The organism is Planctopirus sp. SH287 (genome assembly GCF_056500625.1).
Window position 1 is genome coordinate 5,524,017 of sequence record NZ_CM151403.1, and the last position, 20,172, is coordinate 5,544,188.

The 20,172-nt window shown below is 53.7% G+C and carries 15 protein-coding genes and 1 pseudogene; 9 read left to right on the forward strand and 7 right to left on the reverse strand.

The window, feature by feature from the left end; all coding sequences use genetic code 11:
* Window positions 1–83: 83 nt before the first annotated feature.
* The 7 genes from atpF (at window position 84) to rsmH (ending at window position 7,473) form a co-directional block, all read left to right on the forward strand.
* Window positions 84–824, forward strand: a complete 741-nt coding sequence (gene atpF / locus SH287x_RS20575) for a F0F1 ATP synthase subunit B (RefSeq protein ID WP_479516293.1) — start codon at window positions 84–86, stop codon at window positions 822–824.
* 133 nt (window positions 825–957) lie between these two features.
* Complete coding sequence (atpH, locus tag SH287x_RS20580; RefSeq protein WP_479516294.1) at window positions 958–1,587, forward strand: ATP synthase F1 subunit delta; 630 nt, start codon at window positions 958–960, stop codon at window positions 1,585–1,587.
* Entirely contained in the window at window positions 1,544–3,055 is a 1,512-nt protein-coding gene (atpA, locus tag SH287x_RS20585; protein ID WP_479516295.1) for a F0F1 ATP synthase subunit alpha, read from the forward strand. Before atpH ends, atpA begins: the two co-directional genes overlap by 44 nt.
* A gap of 125 nt (window positions 3,056–3,180) precedes the next feature.
* Complete coding sequence (gene atpG / locus SH287x_RS20590; RefSeq protein ID WP_479516296.1) at window positions 3,181–4,077, forward strand: ATP synthase F1 subunit gamma; 897 nt, start codon at window positions 3,181–3,183, stop codon at window positions 4,075–4,077.
* Window positions 4,078–4,176: 99 nt separating this feature from the next.
* Entirely contained in the window at window positions 4,177–5,622 is a 1,446-nt protein-coding gene (gene atpD / locus SH287x_RS20595) for a F0F1 ATP synthase subunit beta (protein ID WP_479516297.1), read from the forward strand.
* A 113-nt stretch (window positions 5,623–5,735) separates the two neighbouring features.
* On the forward strand, window positions 5,736–6,137 hold the full coding sequence (locus SH287x_RS20600) for a FoF1 ATP synthase subunit delta/epsilon (protein WP_479516298.1): 402 nt from the start codon (window positions 5,736–5,738) through the stop codon (window positions 6,135–6,137).
* Between the two features lie 220 nt (window positions 6,138–6,357).
* The gene (gene rsmH, locus SH287x_RS20605; RefSeq protein WP_479516299.1) at window positions 6,358–7,473 is read left to right on the forward strand and encodes a 16S rRNA (cytosine(1402)-N(4))-methyltransferase RsmH; all 1,116 of its coding nucleotides are present in this window, start codon (window positions 6,358–6,360) and stop codon (window positions 7,471–7,473) included.
* A 117-nt stretch (window positions 7,474–7,590) separates the two neighbouring features.
* Here the strand turns inward: rsmH and SH287x_RS20610 are convergent, their stop codons facing one another.
* The 5 genes from SH287x_RS20610 to SH287x_RS20630 form a co-directional block, all read right to left on the reverse strand.
* The gene (locus tag SH287x_RS20610) at window positions 7,591–8,898 is read right to left on the reverse strand and encodes a nickel-dependent putative hexonate epimerase (protein ID WP_479516300.1); all 1,308 of its coding nucleotides are present in this window, start codon (window positions 8,896–8,898) and stop codon (window positions 7,591–7,593) included.
* Between the two features lie 120 nt (window positions 8,899–9,018).
* Window positions 9,019–11,193, reverse strand: a complete 2,175-nt coding sequence (locus SH287x_RS20615) for a hypothetical protein (protein WP_479516302.1) — start codon at window positions 11,191–11,193, stop codon at window positions 9,019–9,021.
* A gap of 386 nt (window positions 11,194–11,579) precedes the next feature.
* The gene (locus tag SH287x_RS20620; protein ID WP_479516303.1) at window positions 11,580–12,581 is read right to left on the reverse strand and encodes a S1C family serine protease; all 1,002 of its coding nucleotides are present in this window, start codon (window positions 12,579–12,581) and stop codon (window positions 11,580–11,582) included.
* 189 nt (window positions 12,582–12,770) lie between these two features.
* Entirely contained in the window at window positions 12,771–13,931 is a 1,161-nt protein-coding gene (locus tag SH287x_RS20625; protein ID WP_479516304.1) for a cytochrome c, read from the reverse strand.
* 218 nt (window positions 13,932–14,149) lie between these two features.
* The gene (locus SH287x_RS20630; protein WP_479516305.1) at window positions 14,150–15,235 is read right to left on the reverse strand and encodes an AAA family ATPase; all 1,086 of its coding nucleotides are present in this window, start codon (window positions 15,233–15,235) and stop codon (window positions 14,150–14,152) included.
* Window positions 15,236–15,590: 355 nt separating this feature from the next.
* Between SH287x_RS20630 and SH287x_RS20635 the strand changes: the two genes are divergently transcribed.
* Both SH287x_RS20635 and SH287x_RS20640 read left to right on the forward strand, forming a co-directional pair.
* Complete coding sequence (locus SH287x_RS20635) at window positions 15,591–17,441, forward strand: cyanophycinase (RefSeq protein ID WP_479516306.1); 1,851 nt, start codon at window positions 15,591–15,593, stop codon at window positions 17,439–17,441.
* 274 nt (window positions 17,442–17,715) lie between these two features.
* Window positions 17,716–17,934, forward strand: a pseudogene (locus SH287x_RS20640) (H-X9-DG-CTERM domain-containing protein); the annotation flags it as partial.
* Window positions 17,935–18,428: 494 nt separating this feature from the next.
* On the opposite strand, the gene SH287x_RS20645 reads toward SH287x_RS20640, so the two are convergent.
* Together SH287x_RS20645 and SH287x_RS20650 are read right to left on the reverse strand one after the other, a co-directional pair.
* Window positions 18,429–19,373 carry a helix-turn-helix transcriptional regulator gene (locus tag SH287x_RS20645; protein WP_479516307.1) on the reverse strand — a complete coding sequence of 315 codons (945 nt, stop codon included), beginning with the start codon at window positions 19,371–19,373 and terminating at the stop codon, window positions 18,429–18,431.
* 454 nt (window positions 19,374–19,827) lie between these two features.
* Complete coding sequence (locus tag SH287x_RS20650; protein ID WP_479516308.1) at window positions 19,828–19,971, reverse strand: hypothetical protein; 144 nt, start codon at window positions 19,969–19,971, stop codon at window positions 19,828–19,830.
* Between the last annotated feature and the right edge of the window lie 201 nt (window positions 19,972–20,172).

Consider the following 20,172-nt stretch of genomic DNA (forward strand, 5'->3'; position numbering starts at 1 on the left):
GTGACGTGTTGTTGTTCAGTCCGCTTATCTCATGTCTTGTGTTTGCCTCGGATGTCAGTTATCGCGAAGGGTATTCGCTCATCATGCTGGCCAAGCTTCATCGAAGTGTTACTTCTCCGTTTGCGGGTCGACTCGCTGTCTCAGGACAGGCGTTCGTCTTTGCGTTTGCCTTGCTGGGGGTGTTGGGGTTGAGTGCTGTCAATGGCAGCTCCAGCCTGTTAGCCGACGAACCTGCTCAGGTTGCTAAGACGACCACCGAGACGGCCACCGAGCATGAGACAGCTCACCACGCCGATGATCATGGGCATGCCGCTGCTGGCTCGACTCCACCGGGTTTGATTCCGGAAGTCGATCTTGTGGTGTGGTCGCTGATCGTCTTTGCCGCGTTTGTCTTCCTGCTCTCCAAGTTTGCCTGGAAGCCACTCGCTGCTGGTCTCGATCAGCGTGAGTCTCGTATTCGTCATGATATTGCCGAAGCCGAGTCGGCTCGTCTTAAGGCCCAGCAACTGCTGGCCGAACACGAAACTCGACTGGCAAACGCTGAGAACACTGTTCGTGAACTGATTGCAGAAGCCAAGAAGGATGCCGAGAAGGTTCGTGCAGACTTGATGGCTGAAGCCGAGGCTGACGTACAGTCATTGCGAAAACGAGCGGTGACAGAGATCGAACAGGCCCGTGATTCCGCTCTCCAGCAATTGTTCGACACCCTGTCGACCAATGTGATGGAAGCAACAACTCGCGTCGTCGGTCGATCACTCAACAGTGAAGATCACCAGCGCTTAGTGCAAGATGCCCTCGCCGAACTCAACATTCGACGAAACTGAAATCATGTGAACGTCCTTCGTTGATGTGATAGATAACAGACAAGTGCGGTACTGAATCGCTATTTCAACAGATTCATGCTTCGTTACTTGGCTAATTGAAATCCTTGTGCTGTCTCCAAGCCGGAGTGCTGCTGTGCAACAAGCTTCCGTAACCCGTGTTCCTTCCGTCCTGGACGATCCTTCGTCGTTGGGCGTCGCGCGGATTTACGCGGAAGCCCTGCTGGGAGCTTCTGGTCAAAATGCTGCTGAGGTTGTTGAAGAATTGAAGTCGTTTGTTTCCGAGTTGTTGAATAGCAATTCGGGTATGAACGAAGTCTTCTCTAACCAGGCCATGGGACGCGACGAGAAGGTCAGTTTTATTGACAAGGTTCTGGGCGATCGCGCCAGTCAGACACTGGTTCATTTTTTATCGGTGCTGGCACAACACGATCGATTAGAGCTTGTCCGGGCTGTTTCGCACGTCGCCGGGATTGAATTGCAGAAACAACAGAGTCGTCAGCAGGTTCTGGTCACGAGTGCCCAGCCGCTGTCGGATGAGCAACAACAGGCGGTGATAAATCGCCTGACGGAAACATTGGGCCTTGTGCCTGAATTAGAACTGAAAGTCGACCCGGAATTGGTGGGCGGTCTGGTCGTCCGTGTCGGGGACACGGTATACGACAGCTCGCTGCGTACACGGCTTGAACAACTCCGCGCCCAATTGCGCGAAAGGTGTCTGAATGAAATTCAACGCGGACGAGATCGCTTCTGTCATTCAGCGTGAAATCCAGGATTTCCGCGGACAGATCCAGACCAATGAAGTCGGTACTGTTGTCGAAGTCGGCGACGGCATCGCGCGCGTCTACGGACTGACTAACGCCATGTCTGGCGAAATGGTCGAGTTCGCCAGTGGTGTGCGCGGCCAGGTCTTTAACCTCGAAGAGAACTCGGTCGGGGTCATCATTCTTGGTGACTACCTCAAAATCTCTGAAGGGGATGAAGTTCGCAGTACGGGTCAGCTTCTCTCGATCCCCGTGGGTGAGGCACTCATTGGCCGCGTTGTCGATCCTTTGGGTAACCCCCTGGATGGCCGTGGCCCGATCATGGCTGAGTCATCCCGCCCACTTGAAACAACAGCACCAGGCGTGGCAGCTCGTCAGCCCGTCAAGCAGCCTCTCCAGACCGGGATCAAGGCTGTTGATGCCATGACACCGGTGGGTCGTGGTCAACGTCAGTTGATCATTGGCGATCGAAAGACCGGCAAGACGGCCGTCGCGCTCGACGCCATTATCAACCAGAAGGGTGGCGACGTCATCTGTATCTACGTCGCCTGCGGTCAACGAGCCAGCTCGATTGCCGGGGTTGTGGAAGCCCTCAAGAACGCCGGTGCCATGGATTACACCGTGGTGGTGGCGGCCGGTGCCAGCGATCCTGCTCCAGTTCAATACATTGCTCCTTACGCCGGTGCGGCCATTGCCGAGTACTTCATGTACCAGGGCAAGCACACACTGGTCATCTATGATGATCTTTCCAAGCAGGCCGTCGCTTACCGCCAATTGTCATTGCTGATGCGTCGTCCTCCCGGTCGTGAAGCCTATCCCGGCGACGTCTTCTACTGCCACAGCCGCCTGCTCGAACGCGCGGCCAAGCTGAGCGATGAACTCGGCGGTGGTTCAATGACCGCGCTGCCGATCATTGAGACGCTTGAAGGGGAAGTGTCAGCCTATATCCCGACCAACGTGATTTCGATCACCGATGGTCAGATTTATCTTGAGCCTGACCTGTTCTTTGCTGGTGTTCGTCCGGCGATCAACGTGGGGATTTCGGTCTCCCGCGTGGGTGGAAACGCCCAGACAAAGGGGATGAAGAAGGTGGCTGGGAGTCTTCGCCTTGACTTGGCCGCCTTCCGCGAACTGGAAGCCTTTGCTCAGTTGGGTACCGAACTCGACGCTGCCACTCAGAAGCAGGTTGATCGCGGCTACCGCATGGTTGAATTGCTCAAGCAGCCCCAGTATGTGCCCCTCTCCGCTGCTGACCAGGTCGTCAGTATTTACGCGGGAACTCGTGGTTACTTCGATACCATTCCTGTTAACCAGGTGGCTGAGGCTGAGAAGCAACTCCTCGACTATGTTCGTCATGAACACGCGGAATTCCGCGAGAAGCTCATCAGCAGCAAGACGCTGGATGACGCTCAGGAAGGTCAATTGAAGACCATTCTGGAAGGCTTCAAGAAGCGCTGGCAGCCGAAATAATTGCCAGCTTTCGCGAAGTCAAATTTGCGAATTCAGGTTCATGGAGTAGAAGGTGCCGGTTCCTCGCTGAGATTGCGAAGCCGGCTGCGTCTGGGGCGAGTGGTTCGTAGAGGTAGAGTCGTCACATGGCCAAAGCACGAGCAATCGTCAAGCGGCTCAAAGCCGTCCGCAATATCAAAAAGATCACGCGGACTATGGAACTGGTCGCCACGGCCAAGTTCAAAAAAGCCATGGAGCGCGCGCTGGAAGCCACTGCTTACACCAAAAAGCTGGCTGAGATTGTAGCCGATGTCTCTGCCAGTCTGGCGGAATCGGGCAACGAAGGAAGCGTTTCACATCCACTGCTGGTGTCGCGTCCCCAGGTGAAAAAGCGGCTGCTGCTGGTGATCACTTCTAATCGGGGACTGTGCGGCGGATACAACGCCGGCGTGCTCCGAGTGACTGCCCAGGTTCTCAAAACACGTGACCTCAGCACTCCTCTGGATCTGGAAGTTTCTGGCAAACGGGGAATCAACTTCTTCAAGTTCCAGCGCCAGACAGTCTTGAAGGCTTATACCCACTTTGAGGACAAACCCACGTTTGCCCAGGTCGAAGAGATCGCCAACCGCCTGATGGAAGAGTATATCGCTGGCCGCTTCGATCAGTTCGATGTCGCTTTCATGCAGTTTCATGGGATTGCCAATCAGAAGGCGGTCGTGCAGACCTTGTTACCGATCGGAAATCTTCAAAGCGATACGGCAGCAACGAACCCGGCGACTCCTTCCATTGACTATGAATTCCTCCCTTCTCCCGAAGAGATTCTCGGAGAGATTGTTCCTGCATCGTTCAAGGCCCGTCTCTTCAAGTGCTTCCTGGATGCGGCTGTGAGCGAGCAGGTCTTCCGGATGGTGGCCATGAAGGGGGCAACTGAAAGTGCCAACGACATGATCAAGTCGCTCAAACAGCGATACAACCGTGCTCGCCAGTCACAGATCACTTCGGAACTCAGCGAAATCATCGGAGGAGCCGCCGCTCTGGAGTAATCCAGAGACGGGTCTGCTTCTCATCAATTTGAAATATCACAGACAAAACTATTGGGACACATTCCCCGGAATCGGGGCTAGAGAGAATTTGGAGCCGCTATGTCCACCGCTGTTGCTAATGCCGTTGGCCGGATTACACAGGTCATCGGTTCGACGTTCGATGCCGAGTTTCCCGATGGATCGCTCCCTCCGATCTACAATGCCGTCCGTGTGGACGTGGAAATTAAGGGGACACCCATCAAGGTCGTGGGGGAAATTCAGCAGCACTTAGGTGGTGGCCGCGTCCGTTGCGTGGCTCTGGGAACAACCGATGGGTTGGCCCGTGGCGTGCCAGTGGTCGACACCGGCGCTCCTCTGGCTGTTCCTGTTGGTAAGGCGACGCTGGGTCGCGTCTTCAACGTGCTGGGTGAGCCGATTGATGGCCGCGGCCCTGTTGATACCGACGAAAAGTGGCCGATCCACCGCAGCCCGCCCAAGCTGGAAGACCTCAGCTCGAAGACAGAAATTTTTGAAACCGGGATCAAGGTGGTTGACCTCCTGATTCCGTTCGTTCGCGGTGGTAAGGCCGGTCTGTTCGGTGGTGCCGGTCTCGGCAAGACCGTGATTCTGCAAGAACTGATCGCTCGTATTGCCAGTACGCACGGTGGTTACTCGGTCTTTGCTGGCGTGGGAGAACGAACCCGCGAAGGAAACGACCTCTGGCTCGAAATGCAGGAAACCCAGATCGGTTCCACCGGTCGTGCGGTCATCGAGCAAACCTGCATGGTCTTCGGCCAGATGAACGAACCGCCTGGTGCCCGTCTTCGTGTCGCTCTCTCGGCACTCACCATGGCCGAATGGTTCCGCGATACAACCGGTGCCGACACCCTGCTGTTCGTGGATAACATCTTCCGCTTCTCGCAGGCTGGTTCGGAAGTGTCTGCACTTCTTGGACGTATGCCTTCGGCTGTGGGTTATCAGCCTACGCTCTCCACCGAACTGGGCGCTCTTCAGGAGCGTATCACGTCGACAAAGCGTGGGGCGATCACTTCCGTGCAGGCCGTTTACGTTCCTGCGGACGATCCCACTGACCCCGCACCAGCCACTGCGTTTTCGCACCTGGATGCGTTCATCTACCTTGAGCGTAAGATTGCGGAAAAGGGTCTGTACCCTGCGATTGATCCGCTCGCTTCATCGAGCCGTATTCTCGATCCACAGATCGTGGGCGAGCGGCACTATACCTGTGCCCGCCGCGTGCAGAAGATTCTGCAACGTTACCGCGAGCTTCAGGACATCATCGCGATTCTCGGGGTCGACGAACTCAGTGAAGACGACAAGCTTGTGGTGAAACGCGCACGTCGGATCGAGCGATTCCTGTCGCAGCCGTTCTTCGTGGCAGAAGCCTTTACCGGTAAGAAGGGAAGCTTCACTACGCTGGCCGATACGATCCGCAGCTTTGAAGAAATCTGCGATGGCAAGTGGGATGATCTGCCAGAATCGGCCTTCATGTATGTGGGCGCCATCGAAGAAGCTGTTGCTCAGGCCGAAAAAATGGCCAAGGCCTAAAGCGTGTCATCAAAAGAGATGAGGTCGCACGGCAAATCGTTGCCACCTCATCTCTTTGTTGGATCTTGTTGCTGATCGTCGATTTTCTCTAGCTCTTGTGCGGATAGCAGATCATGGCCGTAGCTGACAATTTGCAACTGGTGGTCGTGACTCCAGAAAAGCCGGTCATCAACCAGGTCGTGCAGAGTGTCCAGTTCCCGCTTGATGACGGGATGGCCGGCGCTTTGCCGGGGCGTGCTCCGCTGATTGGTCGGCTGGGAAGTGACGAACTCATTTTCGTCGATACTTCCGGGGAATCGCGTTATTTCATTGAAGGTGGTTTCGTTCAAATCGTCGATAACGTCGTGACGATCCTCACCAGTGCCTGCCGTCCGGTTTCCAGCTTAACGAAGGCAGAAGCAAAAGCTGACTTGGCGACTGCCAGTAGTCGCAAGGCCATTACGGACAGCGAAGTCGAAGCCCGCCAACGTGCCCAGAACCGCGCCCGCCGGATGAATGCGCTAGCATCCTCTTAACGCATTGATGACAGCCTTCGTGCCATGTTTGCGGCGGCTCTAAGCAAGCATGTGTTATTCGCTTTTAACGCGATAATTCGCACGAGACTGTCCGTTTGCATGGGTGCAATTGAATTTCACTGGGGTTGTTCCGTGAAATGAGCGGTTGTCCCGTGAAATGAGATGATCGAACCCGCCAGCTTATGCAGAATCAGCACGCGCGGGTTATGCTGTTCAGATCATGACCGATAGCCCATTGCATCCCGTTCCGCCCACTCCCGATGATACTCCCAATTCAGTACCGGGAGAGCAGCCTGCGGTTCGACCACCTCGCCGGGTGCGTTATGCAGGAAAGAATCCTCGCCAGTTCCATCAGAAGTACAAGGAACTGGATGGGCAGCGGTATCCGCAGGATCTTGAAAAAATCATGCGGAGCGGTCGGACTCCTGCCGGCACGCATCGCCCCATCATGGTGTCCGAGATTCTGAGCGTCCTGAAACCAGCAGGTGGCCAGACTGGGGTGGATTGCACGCTCGGCTATGGTGGGCATGCCAAAGAGCTTCTTCAGGCGATCCAACCTGAGGGAAGGTTGATTGCACTGGATGCCGATCCGATCGAACTCCCGAAAACCGAAGCTCGATTGAGAGCGCTGGGATATCCTCAAAACACCCTGGTGATTCGTCGTACCAATTTTGCCGCACTGTTGTCCGTGGTGATGGAAGAAGCTCCTGAGGGTGTCGATTTTCTGCTAGCAGATCTGGGAGTTTCATCCATGCAACTGGATGACCCGGCACGCGGATTTACCTATAAAACTGACGCCCCTCTCGATATGCGCATGAATCCTTCAAGAGGGATCAGCGCCGCTGAATTTCTTGCAACCACCAATCGGCAAGCTCTGACTCAAGTGCTGGAAGACGGTGGCGATGAGCCGGCAGCCGAACATCTGGCCAGAAGTCTTCTGGAGCATCAACGGCAGCAACCGATCTTGACGACACAAGGCCTGGCAACAGCGATCAGCAAAGCACTCGCTGACAGAGGCCAGAACGATGACGAACTGGTGACAAATACGATTCGCCGGCTGTTTCAGGCGTTGAGAATCGCGGTGAACGATGAACTGCGCGTCCTCGACACGCTGCTCAAAATGATTCCTCAGTGCCTGAAACCAGGCGGTCGGGCAGCGATCCTCACCTTTCATTCGGGAGAGGATCGCCGGGTGAAGAAGTCATTTCAGATGGGGTTGTCCAGCGGAGTTTATCAGGAAGTCAACAACGTCGTGATTCGTGCCAGCGCGACTGAACGGCACGACAACCCCCGCTCGACATCGGCCAAGCTGCGATATGCTGTCCGGGCTGAATGAAACGTATTTCAATTTCAAATCGTGCCTTCGTGCCATGTTTGCGACTCCGAGCAAGCATGCGTCTTCCAGCTCTTTCCAGACAAACAGCACGCTCACTTCAAAGCCGCAACAAGCGTATTAGTTGCTGCCAAAACCGGTTTCACGGTTATAGAGTCGATCACGTGTTGACCACAGACCAGCAGAAGGGGTCTGGATGTAGAAGATCTCTTCCCCGTCAACCTGGTTGAATCCATCACGCATCTTGTCGGCAGGATACTTTTTCAGCATGGCATTGAGGTCAGCGTAGCCGAAATTGACCCCTTCCATCTCTTCACGAGTCAAATGTCCCGGCGCATAAGTAATGTTGAACCGGCCTTCAGAAGACCCGTGAATCAGGTGGGCCGTTCCATGCGCCAGATCCTGCATGTCGGCGTTGACGCGATACTGTTCAAGAACCTTGGGTGTCCCGCAATATCCATATTTACGGATCAGCGCATCGACGTCATGCTGCTCACCAAATCGCTTGAGACCTGGTGCCAGAATTAATAGTTCCCCGCCATCAGCCATGGCCATACGAGTGCGATAAACAGCTTTGTTCGCCACCCACGTACTGAAGAACTCGTCGCCTTGCATCACGCAGACAACCTTTTTCAGTGGCTTGTCAAAGACGGTAATGTTTTGCTCGCGAGACTGCCGGGCGGCTGCCAGATAGGTTTCCAGATCATCACCAATATGGACGCCCGTATGAACTAACTCGCCCGACGCATCACGTGCCAGCACCACTTGCACATAGAAATCCGGCAGATGAGACAGCAGTTCATCTTCGGCTTTATTAAAGCAGTGACGAACGGGCGTGATCAGATTTCCCAGATTGTTTTCAATCCCACAACTGGCGGCCATCATATGTGAGGTGCAGATCAGGTCTTTACCACCCAGGCCAATGAAGTAATTTTTGTTGTGGTTGGCAAACCCCAACACTTCATGCGGCACCACATGCCCGATATTGATGATCAGATCCCATTTTTCTTCCATCAGCATACGATTGAGAGAAATGGGAATCGCCCAGTCAGCAGCCCCCTTTGAAATCTCTTTCACATAATCGGCGGGAATTTCGCCAATGGTGACGACACCGCCGCGCCAGTCATGAGCATGAATTCGCTCATGAGGAATTGTGCCGAACATTTGCAGATTCTGTTCGCGGGTATGTGGCTCATGCTGGCCCAAAGTCGGGATCACATGGACGTCGGCTTCATCCTTGAGGAGGTTGTAAAAGACTTCAGTGATCCAGCCACTCCCGGAGTGCATACGTGTGATATCAGGAGGCAGCAGCAAAACTCGCTTGGGTGTGCCGCAAATTCGCTTTTTTGCTTCGGCAACGGCCTGCTCTAGAAGTTCCGCAACACGGGCGCGGGAAATCGATTCTGAAGCTTCTGAAATCCAAGGCATTTAACGCCCATCCTCTCTGTTCAACACATCATGGTGCCATGTCAGGTTCTTGCAGACACGATGATAGAAAAGAGGATTCGGTTACGCACCTGGGCTGACGTTGGAATTCTGATTCTCAGATTACCGCACGACAAAATTGATGCTGCTGCTGGTCACGCGCCCCGAGAGTTCATCAAAAACCGTCAGCTTCAGAGTGTGTGGCCCCAGCGGCATCTTGTCGGGAATCGTGAACTGATAGTTGTGGAAGTAATCCCTTCGCTCATTGCGGCACAGGTCTTCTGTGGGTGGGAATTCAATCTGGTGCCGAATTTCGCCAGCAGGACTGATGATGTCGATTTTCGACCTCAACAGCGTGCGGTACTGTCCTTCAGTCGTGAGTTCGCTCTGAAAGTTTTCAGCCTCTGCATAGACGAGGACTTCCTGCCCGGGCCGGAACTCGTCACGGGGGAATTTCTCATAATTTCCAAAGTAGGAGATCTGCTTGCAGAAGGTCACGTTGCGAAGTTCCAGGCGTGCCATCTGCTTGAGTTTTGACACACCGGCCTGGAATTGCGCGACAGCCTGGCTGGCGCGATCCGGTGCCTGAGGAATCTGTTTGGTATCAAAGTAGTTGGACAGGCCCCACAGCATTTGTTGCCAGAATTCCTGTTCAGAAGGAGAGATCCCGGGAATCGCGGCCAACGCTCGCTCGGGACGATCGGCCATGAGGTACAGTAAGCGAAGATAAACATGCTGGCGAAGGTAATGGTCGTGACTCTCGGGGGAATCACCCCGTGTGAGCAAATTGACCGAAGCTTCGGTTCTGGCAATTAATTGATCAAGCTGATCACCAGTCGGCAGAGGCATGTTCAATGCGGACTGACTGTTGATTGGTGTCTGTTGAGCACCAAATTTCCCACTACTGGAAGCAGCCGTCGCCACGCTGGTACGAGTTTCGCCACCGGGGAACATTGTCGGCGGTGATGATCCACCCATTGCCCCACTCACTGATGAGTCAACCGTTGAATTCACTGGTGAATTGACCGTTGAGTTCAAGATGTTTTGGCCGGGCGAAGCCTTTCCAGAAAGCTCGGAGTGGCTTTGTTGTTCAATCGTCCCAGTGGGCTGACCGTCGGCATCGACTCGATAAAATGCACTGCGAACCCGGTCGTTGGTTCCCGCAGCCACGCGGTGATCGGCTGTGACAACTCCGCCATCAGGAGAATTGAAGGCTCCAGGGATATTGGTCAGACCATCGCTGTGGCCGGCCAGTTGGATGGCTGACGGGCGAGCCGAAAGATGGGACGCAATGGCCGATTTTTCTGGAGTCCCCCAGGGAGAAGCTGCTCCCATACCTCCCTGAGCCTGGGACGGTTGCGTGGCTGTCGTTGAATGCCCCCAGGGTGACTGCCCACTCGTGGCCGCGAGTGTTGCTGCGGCAGATTCTCGTGTTTCAGAGGGTTGGCGACCATTGGCAGCCGTTAATTGAAGCGACATACGGCGTGCCTGAAGAATCTGAGGAATGACAGCAGGATCGACCTTTTTTAACTGGTCATACCAATACGCTCGTTCGTCCGCGTTGGCATCCTGCAATTCCTGATCAATCAGTCGTAATGTGGCAGGTGTCATTGAATTCCCTGCCAGAGCCGGGCTGGTCGATTCCGTGGACATTGCAGCGGGTTGAGCACTGGCGGGAGATCGCGCTGGTGTGGAGGAACGATCAACATCAGATGGCATTTCTGGTGCCGAAACCGATGCTGTTTTCACTCCGCGAGACGACTGGAATGGTGTCTCGCTTGTCGTTTCAGTCACGGACTTTTTGGAAGCATCCGTGACGGGAGCGGCTTGATCCGCTTTCGCCATCAGCTTGGCGGGATCAATGATTTTGACGGCGTTGTCAGCAGCAGAGGCCGACTTGCCAGCGGCCTCAGTTTTTGCTGCCGCTGAAGCGATCTTTGTGTCGCCTGTTTTTCCGTCGCTGGATGCTTTTCCGTGATCTGACTTGGCATGGCTCGATTTGGGCGAATCTTTGCTGGCGACGGCGGTTTCGTCAGCCGTCTTTTTGGCAGGCTTTTCCCACGTGAGCCGAGGGCCGCCTGTTGAACTGCATCCTGCCAGAATCATCAGGCTCAAAGTGCTGTAGAGCAGTGCGATCACCCACAGACGCCGCTGCGACAACATTTCTGTTTGCGCCAACAAAGCCAGACGGCGGCTTTGCTCTCTGGCTGTCTGCGCGGTCGCGTCCTTCGTTGCCGGATTTTGCAACTGATCCAATTCAAATTGTTGACTGCGATCAGCCACTAATAAATAGGGCATGACGAACCCTCGCGGTAAAGCAAAACCAGGATCAAGAGCGCGGCCGGGAATCCCTGAAAGGCAAACCAGACAAAACTCGTTGTTGATGAATACAGTGGAAGGGAAATAACGCTGGGAAACGAAACCATGAATCCCATGAAAGCCAATGCTTTCAAGCGATGCCGGGATGGGATTGTTTGCTGGAAGACCAACAGGATGGGATGGAAAGGAAGGGAAAACCTGACAGGAAAGGCGATTGCAATAACGACAGGTCAGAAGTCATCATCCCGCATCAAGGCGAGGTGGTGCTCCGAGCCTGTTCCATGACAAGGCATGGAACAGGGAGGTGTAATTCAGGAAACGGAAATCGACAACCCCTAAAAATCCTACGGATTTCGGCATCAGGATTATGGCGTCTCCGCCGTTTTTTCTGGAGGAGCACCAGCCAGCCGTCGACGAGGCGGGTCGAGAAAGCGATACCCTGTGTTCGGGTTGTTCGCATCATAGGCATAGGCCTCGTGGTGATCGAGGAAGAGTTTCAAGTAAGCCACAGGGATGGCAAATCCCAGTCCTTCGGCGAACAACAGCTTCATGTTCGTCACACCCACCACTTCGCCACGACTGTTGAATAATGGGCCACCGCTGTTTCCAGGGTTAATATCCGCTGTGGTTTGAATGTAAACCAGCCCTTTCACATTGCGGTTGCGAGTGCTGACAATTCCTTGAGAGACGGAGCGTTCCAAACCCAACGGGTTGCCAATCGCAAAAACTTCATCTCCTTCCCGCTCATCGTCTGTTTCTGTGAGATAAACAGGTTTGAACTTAATGTCATCCTGCTTGGGGATCTCCAGCAGCGCCAAATCAAAGAACGGGTTCAACGCCACAATTCGGACGTTATCAATCCGGCGCCGGGAGAATTCCCCCCCGGGGGCCTGATGAAAAATGGTGACCGCGATTCGGGTTTCCTTTTCAATCACGTGACAGTTGGTCACGCAAAAACCACGATCGTTAATAATGAACCCTGACCCCAAACCTCCGGGTGTTTGAACCAGCACCACCCCTTCACCATATTTCTGAGAGAGGTCTTTAATGCTCGCTCGGGGAAGTTCTGCGGTCTGATAGAGCTTTTTGGTGGCTCCCGGTAGTGGCGTATTCAGGGAGGCTGCACCATCCTTCCCGATCACCTCACGACGGCGAATCTGGGAAAGAGGCACCTTGATGATGTCGACGCCAATGTCGATATAAAGAGCGCCATCTTGTTCTTTCAGGATATCGCCTTCAATTTTTTGCCCGGTTCGCAGCTCAATCAGTTCCGCTGCTGTTGCCTCGCTATTCCCCGGAACAAAGAGTCCCAAGGCCACAATCAGCCCTGAAAAACAACCACGCAGCGTTTGCGAGAATATCGGCATAACGAGTTACCTGAAATGTGATCGGCAATGTTCTAAGGGGCCGCTGAGCTTGTGGTACGACCACTCTGTCCTGACAGGTTGTTGAACTCGTCCGCAGGCTCGCTGGCCTGCTCATCACCCACTGCTTAGCCTGTCAAATCTGAATTGAAGCTCCACGAGTGCCCGAGATTCTCTGAAATACGGCCAATTTCAAGAATCTGCGAAACGATAGTCGTTGTGGCAGTCCGAACAGGTCTTATTCACTTTATCCATCGCTTGCTGGAACTTCCCGAAGTCCAGCTCTTTGGCAGCTGCGGATGCCGCCCGTGCCGCACTGATCATGGACTGAGCATGCTTTTTGTAATCGTCTTCTTCAGCCGAATCATACGTCGCATCAGCCACCACAACGGACAAGGCCAACAGGACAATCGTCTCGTGAAGAACCGTTTCCTGTTCCGACTTCAGCTTTCCTTCCGTGTTGATATTACTTTTCAGCCAATCAAACGCCTTTTGCATGCGCACCATCACGCCGGCGCGACTTGTCGATTCGCCAAAGGCTTTATTCGGGTCAGCACTTCCAACATCCGGCGGCACGCTGCCAGAGAGCACCGAAGTGATCTTCTCGAAGACGTTACTCGTTTTGTCATAGCCTTCTTTCCCTAATACCTTGGAAGCCTCGCGGAGTTGTCCACCCAGTTCGCGGACAAACTTGGCGTTGGATTTCCAGGAAAGGTCATCAGGGTGGCGTTCTACAATCGCGGCGACAGCGGCAATCACCGCCCCATCGGCCTGAATGTCTTTGTAATTTCCAGAATAGGTCCCCGTCGATTGCAACTGCTGATTGAGACGATTGCGAATCCGCTTGATTTCTTCCTGAAGCTCATCAGCGCTGATCGTCTTGCCCCATTCAATCGCCCCACCATTGGAACTGGCCATCGCTATTGCGGCAGGTTCCGGGGTTGTGGTGGCTGGTGCAGGAGTCGTGTTGGCCGCATTGCTGGCCATGGCGTTGGGCGTGTTGACCGCTTGAGAGTTCGCCACGACGGCAAGTGGATCATCGAACCAGACGTCATAAGGGATTTTGCCCAGCCATTTACGTCCGCCGGAGGCTTTTTCTTCGACGTCTGTTCCCTGGCTGGCAACGCTTTTTTCACCCCCGGATGACTCTGCAGCGGCAGAAGGACGTGCGGCATGTTCCGTCGCCACAGATTGCGCCGGCTCAGCCGCGGGTGGTGGCGTGGATGATCCGCAGCCACTGGTGGTCAGTCCCATCCCCAGGCTGCTTCCCAGTCCGATAATCGCCCATCGAGACAGAAAGGAACGAGGAAAAGTCAGACCAGTGAATCGGTGAAAGTCCAAAGGACGCAACATTGTCATTGATTCCGCAGTTTCATCATCCAGAGCGACATGTTCCAGGGCGATAAGATCAAAGAGAGGCCACGCCCGTCACCTCTCCCAGGAATCTCTCTTCAAACTCTCCCGCTTACGGAAGAGGGAGAATTCTCAGATAGATTCCACGTTCAAGTATGCCCCATCAGACGACAGGCAGCAAGAAGAGAGCCGCTTTGTCGGAACTTGAAGAGCCGATGTCATTTCTTGAAGACGCGGGAAAGCTGCTGGCGAGTCACCCCTTCATCAACCTCAGTGGAGACAGCGCTCAGAAGTTCCTGCACCAGATGGTCAGTCGTTTTTTGATCGGCCTCGGCGGTGTATCTCAACAGCAGCCGATGACGAAGAACCGCCCCGGCCAACGCTTGAATGTCGGCAATCCCGGCGAATGGCTGGCCATGAATGGCGGCTCGCGCTTTGGCCGCCAGAATCAACGCCTGCCCGGCTCTCGGCCCGGCTCCCCAATGAACGTATTTGCGAATGAATTCCGGTGCTGACGGATCTTGTGGCCTCGTCGCCCGGCACAATCGCATCGCATAGGCCAACACATAGTCCGCAACCGGGATGCGACGAGCCAATGATTGAAACTCCATCCAATCCGCGATGGAGACCACCCGCGAGACGGAGGGAATTCGTGGCTGAGTCGTCTGTTTCAAAATCTCAAACTCTTCCTCGACATCGGGGTAGTCGACGCGAATCTGCAACAAAAAACGATCCAGCTGTGCTTCGGGAAGTGCATACGTTCCTTCCTGCTCAATCGGATTCTGCGTCGCCAGCACAAAGAAGGGATTGGGCAGCACATGGCGTTGCCCTCCCGCCGTCACCTGATGCTCCTGCATCGCCTCCAATAAGGCCGCCTGCGTTTTCGGAGGAGTGCGGTTGATTTCGTCTGCCAGCAGCACATTGGCAAAGACCGGGCCGCGAAGAAACTGAAAAGAACGATGACCTGTCGAGCGATCTTCCTGAATGACTTCTGTCCCGGTAATGTCCGCTGGCATCAAATCGGGGGTGAATTGAATGCGCCCAAAGCTCAGATCAAGTGTCGCAGCCAACGTTCTGACCATCAACGTCTTGGCCAATCCGGGAACTCCCACCAGCAGGGCGTGCCCCGAAGAAAGCATGGCGACAAATAATTGCTCAAGAACTTCGTCCTGCCCGACAATAACCTGGCTTAATTCCACTCGCACGCTTTGCCACGTCTTCGCCAGTTTTGCAAGAACTTGAGCATCACTGGTCTCGGAACCCTCAAGAATGTTGTGAGAGGCAGTCTCGTCGCTGGCGGCCATCAGTGGCATCTCCTGATCGATCTCGTCGAGTGTTTCAGGTCGTGGTGGCAGGTTATCGGCCCATTGGATCGCTTCGCTTTGGTGCAGCCGGAACTTCAGACTGACATGGACGATTCACCGGTTGCAAGCTCGTGCTTAGTTTTCCTCGCAAAACTCCCTATTGCCCCCACGGTTCACAAAATCTAAGTTGGGTTGGCACACCGGATGCCTTGGCTAGGGCTGGCCTCAAGGATTTGACGTGCAAGGAGATGCAGAATTGACCCCACGAAAGACGTCATCAACGATTGAATTACTGCGGAATGCGATTTCGCTCTCAACATGTTTAGCGTCGCAAGCTGTTTATTCAAAGCGTGTTATGGCGTATTCTCTCTTGGTCGGCGTGACTGGTCTTGTGATGGGAATCATCATCAACGACCCGACGATCAGTTGGGCCGCCCCTCCCGTTTTCAATGATTCTTTTGAAGAGCTTGAGCCACCCGTTTCCGCATTACTGCCACTTCCTGCGGCACGACTTTCCTTTTCTACCTGGACACCGGAGCCTATTGAAGGCTCGCTGGTCATCTGCGGTGGAGGCTGGCTCCCTGAGTCGATTTACCAGCAATTCATTGATTTGGCAGGGGGATCTCAAGCAAAACTGGTGATCATTCCCACAGCCAGCCTCTATGCCGGCACCCCGGAAATGGAGTCAAAAATCGACCTTTGGCGAGCGAGAGACGTAGCTGAAGTTCGCGTCCTCCACACCCGTTCGCGTGAAGTCGCGAATACCGACGATTTTGGCAAGTTGCTCGACGACGCCACAGGTGTCTGGTTCAGCGGCGGTAACCAAAATTGGCTCACCAGCGTTTACTCCGGGACAAAAACGGAAGAAAAGCTCAGAAAACTGCTGGAGCGTGGCGGCGTGATTGGTGGAACCTCCGCCGGCGCGGCCATCATGTCCGAAGTGATGATTACAGGCGGGAAAATCCATCCCCAATTAGGCGAGGGACTTGGCTTTCTGGATGGCGCCGTGGTTGACCAGCACTTTCTGAAACGGAACAGGCAAAACCGATTGAAAACAGCCCTGACTCTTCGTCCGGGGCACGTTGGAATCGGGGTCGACGAAGGGACTGCTCTCGTCGTTCGCAATCGACAGTTCAATGTCGTTGGTGAATCGGAAGTGGTGGTTTATCTCCCGGAGTCACGTCTGCGTCCTTTGCGGGAAATACGGCTCAAACAAGGGAAACATGCCGATTACGTCGCTCTCTGCCGGGCAGCGATCGAGCGATCCGCAGAAAATGATCGACCGGGTGAAACAGGTGATCTGGCATCATTGCCCGAACCGCATGTTCCTCAAGGAACATTGGTCATCGTCGGTGGTGGCATGACTCCCCCTGCCGCTATTGCGAAGTTTATCGAAGCAGCCGGCGGCCCGGAATCTCCCATGGTGGTGGTCAGCAATGCACTGGGGGATGAAACACCCCCTTCAGGTCAGGTGGTTTCATGGCTGACCAAAGCGGGCGCCAAAAAGGTTCGCCAGCTTCATGCGCGAAGCCGGGCCGAGACAAACGACCCTGAGTTCACAAAAGCTGTGGCGAACGCCAAAGGAATCTGGTTCACCGGAGGACGGCAGTGGCGATTAGTCGACCATTACCTCGACACCCCCATGATGAACCTCTTTCAAAAAGTCCTGACGAACGGAGGCGTCATCGGCGGGACATCAGCCGGAGCATCGATCCAGGGCGAATATCTGGTTCGAGGAAACCCCGAAGGAAATTCAGAAATCTCAGCCGAAGGGTATGAGCGCGGGTTTGGTTTTTTCCCCGGCGTTGCCATTGATCAGCATTTCACCCAGCGCAAAAGAATGAACGATCTGGTCGACCTGAAAACCCGGCATCCCGAACTCGTAGCCATGGGGATTGATGAATCGACCGCCGTGATCGTGACAGGTTCCCAATTGGAAGTGGTCGGCGAACATGCCGTGACCATTTTCGATCGCTACCCCACTCATAAAACGGAATCCTCTGAGACAGGCCAGATTCAGCCAGCGGTCGTCAAATCAGGAGAGTTTTACAACTTCGCCCGGAAAGATCGCCTGCCACAAATCACCACAGTTGCCAACCAGGACGAACCGCGATCTGCGACGGTCACCACGGCTCCTCTGGCCATCACACCAAACCCTCTGCGTACAGACGCCGCCATCCCGGAAAATGCCTCGGTTAGGGAATAGTACGGGAAAGGCTCGAGCAATCAGCGTAAGCCGGGCTGCGTGATTGAATTGACTTTACAGCTCGCGTAGCATGATAAACCACTTTGTACCTGAGTTTATATCTATTGATACTGTCGATATAAAAATCACGGATGGCACGTCGAGCACTGCAATGGTGGCTGAGCAGTCAAATGCCGATCCTTCATGCACAACGACTACATAGGATTGCCGCGCATTTAGCCATGATGATGGCCAATGGAATGGCGGTTCTGCCGGCCCGAATCAATGGTCACACGGCATCACAACGGTTCAAGAGGGTATCAACCCGAATAGTGGCAGCGTGGGTAATACAACGACAACCGCTCGTCATACAAAGGTTCTCTCAGCCCACACCGGCGGCGCGCAGGCCCTGTTCGCAGATGGCTCTGTTCGTTTTCTCTCTGAGATTATGAACAATTCACTCTGGCAAAACATCCTGTCCAAAGCCGATGGTGTCCCAGCTGACGAATTCTAAACCTGCCATGACCGCGGCATATCAAGATTGGGCGTCTCGCAGGAAATTGTGCTCACTATCAATCGACCATGTCGAATTGCGATTCGTATGAGAGAAGAGATCAAGACGACAAGCTCATCGATCCATCATAAAGGAACTTCTCTTCCGGAGATACGTTTTTGAGATCGTCCAAAAGAGAGACTGATTTAAACACGAAAAAACCCCTTAAACCACAACGGTTTAAGGGGTTTTGAAGTGGAGGCAAGAGGACACCAATAGAAGTTTTCTGGAGAGCCATAGCGACATGGGGCACTGTTATGACAAGGACGTTTGAGTCTCTTGTCAACCTCTGAAGGCTGACAAATGATTTGTACATCATTGCGACAGGCGATTTGTCGAACCAAGTACCCAAGTACCGATGAGATCAATGAGAATACACTACTGTATGAGACATGTGTCCACATGCATCTGTCATCTACAAAAGTCAATTCTGGGATTCACCATCGGAATTTTGATCAGTCCGCCGGTTTCAATCTGTCAATTAGCAGGTCCAGCTTTGATTCAATGCTCTGTAGTGCCATCGCCTGGCACTCCTGATGTGTCAAAAGTACTCTCTCGCCATAGGGCAGAAAAGCTTTGATCGCTTCACCCGCGTGCCGCGAATCCGGTTTTGGACTAAACCACGAAGCTTCTCCCAAGTCGATGGCGGATAGCGTTAGAAGTTGAAAATAGTCAGACGTGATTGGAAGCCCGTGTTTAATTCGGATACCGCAAAGTTCTGCAAGTCGCCGCGCCGCATCATTGCGCGACTTATCTATGTGGGACTGCACCAGAGATAGTTCACAACCAATCGCCGTCAAGAATTCTTGATCAACCTCCTCAATCGCGATTCCCGATGCGATCCATCGCAAGTCTTCAGTCAATTCGAAAAGTTCACATTCTGCTGTCTGGTCAACATCGGTGAAATCAAAAACATGATCCATCCAGTCGTACAGTTGCCCCCACGTCTCGATTACAGCGAAAAGGCAGTTTGCTAATGCCGTTCTTTCGTAGTCTTCTTCACACTGCCAGATCGACGATGGTGCGGTTTGTGGAATGTCTGCACCAAGGGCGAGAAGTTCGTCGAGCACATGCCAGAAGTAAATCTCGGGAGCATCTGCACTAAGATCACGAAGCGAGTCTCCCCATTCCACTTCCTGCCAAATAGCGAGAAAGTAAGAATACCATGCTTCGGCATTCTCCTCCGAACCGGCGAACATCGCCCATTCTGGACTCACCGTATCAAATAATCCCGCAAGCTTCATAAGTTGCGTTTGCCTTTCTGAAGGAAGGTGTTCGCCATTCTTCCATTTTGTGATTTGAGCCCGACTTACACCCAGTTCTCTCGCCAAGTCAGCTTGACTGTAAATCTTCCTGGTGCTGATGTAGTCGATCAGATTCTCGCGGCTTCGTTTAGTCATCTTCCGTCCCTTCTTAACTGTGAACCAGCGGGTGGAGAGTGTTAAGTTAACATTTTTGTCGCGCGAGTCAACTCAAAGAAAGTCTCGAATCAGGATGCTTTTCCTGTGTAAACTGAAATCGTCACTGGATCGGGGAGTGGCGTTTGTTGAACTGTAATCATGTGGATAAGATTCGCCCTGCTTCTTGATGTGTGTTTGTGTGTACACGTTGCTGGGGCTTGATGTCATTTTGCCCTTTGCGAATAACGTCAACTTCTTCCTCAAAAGTTGCTCTATTTGAACTCTCATCAATTCAGCTTAAGTCGCTACCTGGAAACAAGAAAAGTGGTGAAAACTTATTGAGCTAGCACCTCATTCAGAGTACTTGCCACCATCCATTTTGAAGAAGCGAGTTGAGGTTCTGGGAATGGCTTCAGACTTCCCGGAATTCACCCATCGCACCCTTTCCGGATTCTCATCTGACACCGAAGTGGCGGATCATCGAACAGACCTTCGCCTGTTGGGTCGCCGTTGCAGGCTTGCCAAGGATTGCGAACGCACCACCGCTTCCATCGCAGCCATTATTCGTATCGCCATGATCCCACTTATTGACGGACATCTCATAAAATCCTGGCCTTCTTTGGACCGTCAATTAAAGGTGAGGCAGGATTAACGCTGTTTCTTTCATCGTTCCAGCCGTTATGTTTGCATTTAGATCAAAATGCGAAGGTATGCAGCCCTCTTCAAGCAGGGTACGGGCTGCGGTTGAGTTGGTCCTTGGTCTGGTTGATACCTGAAAACATCTCTGGTGCACGCTGTG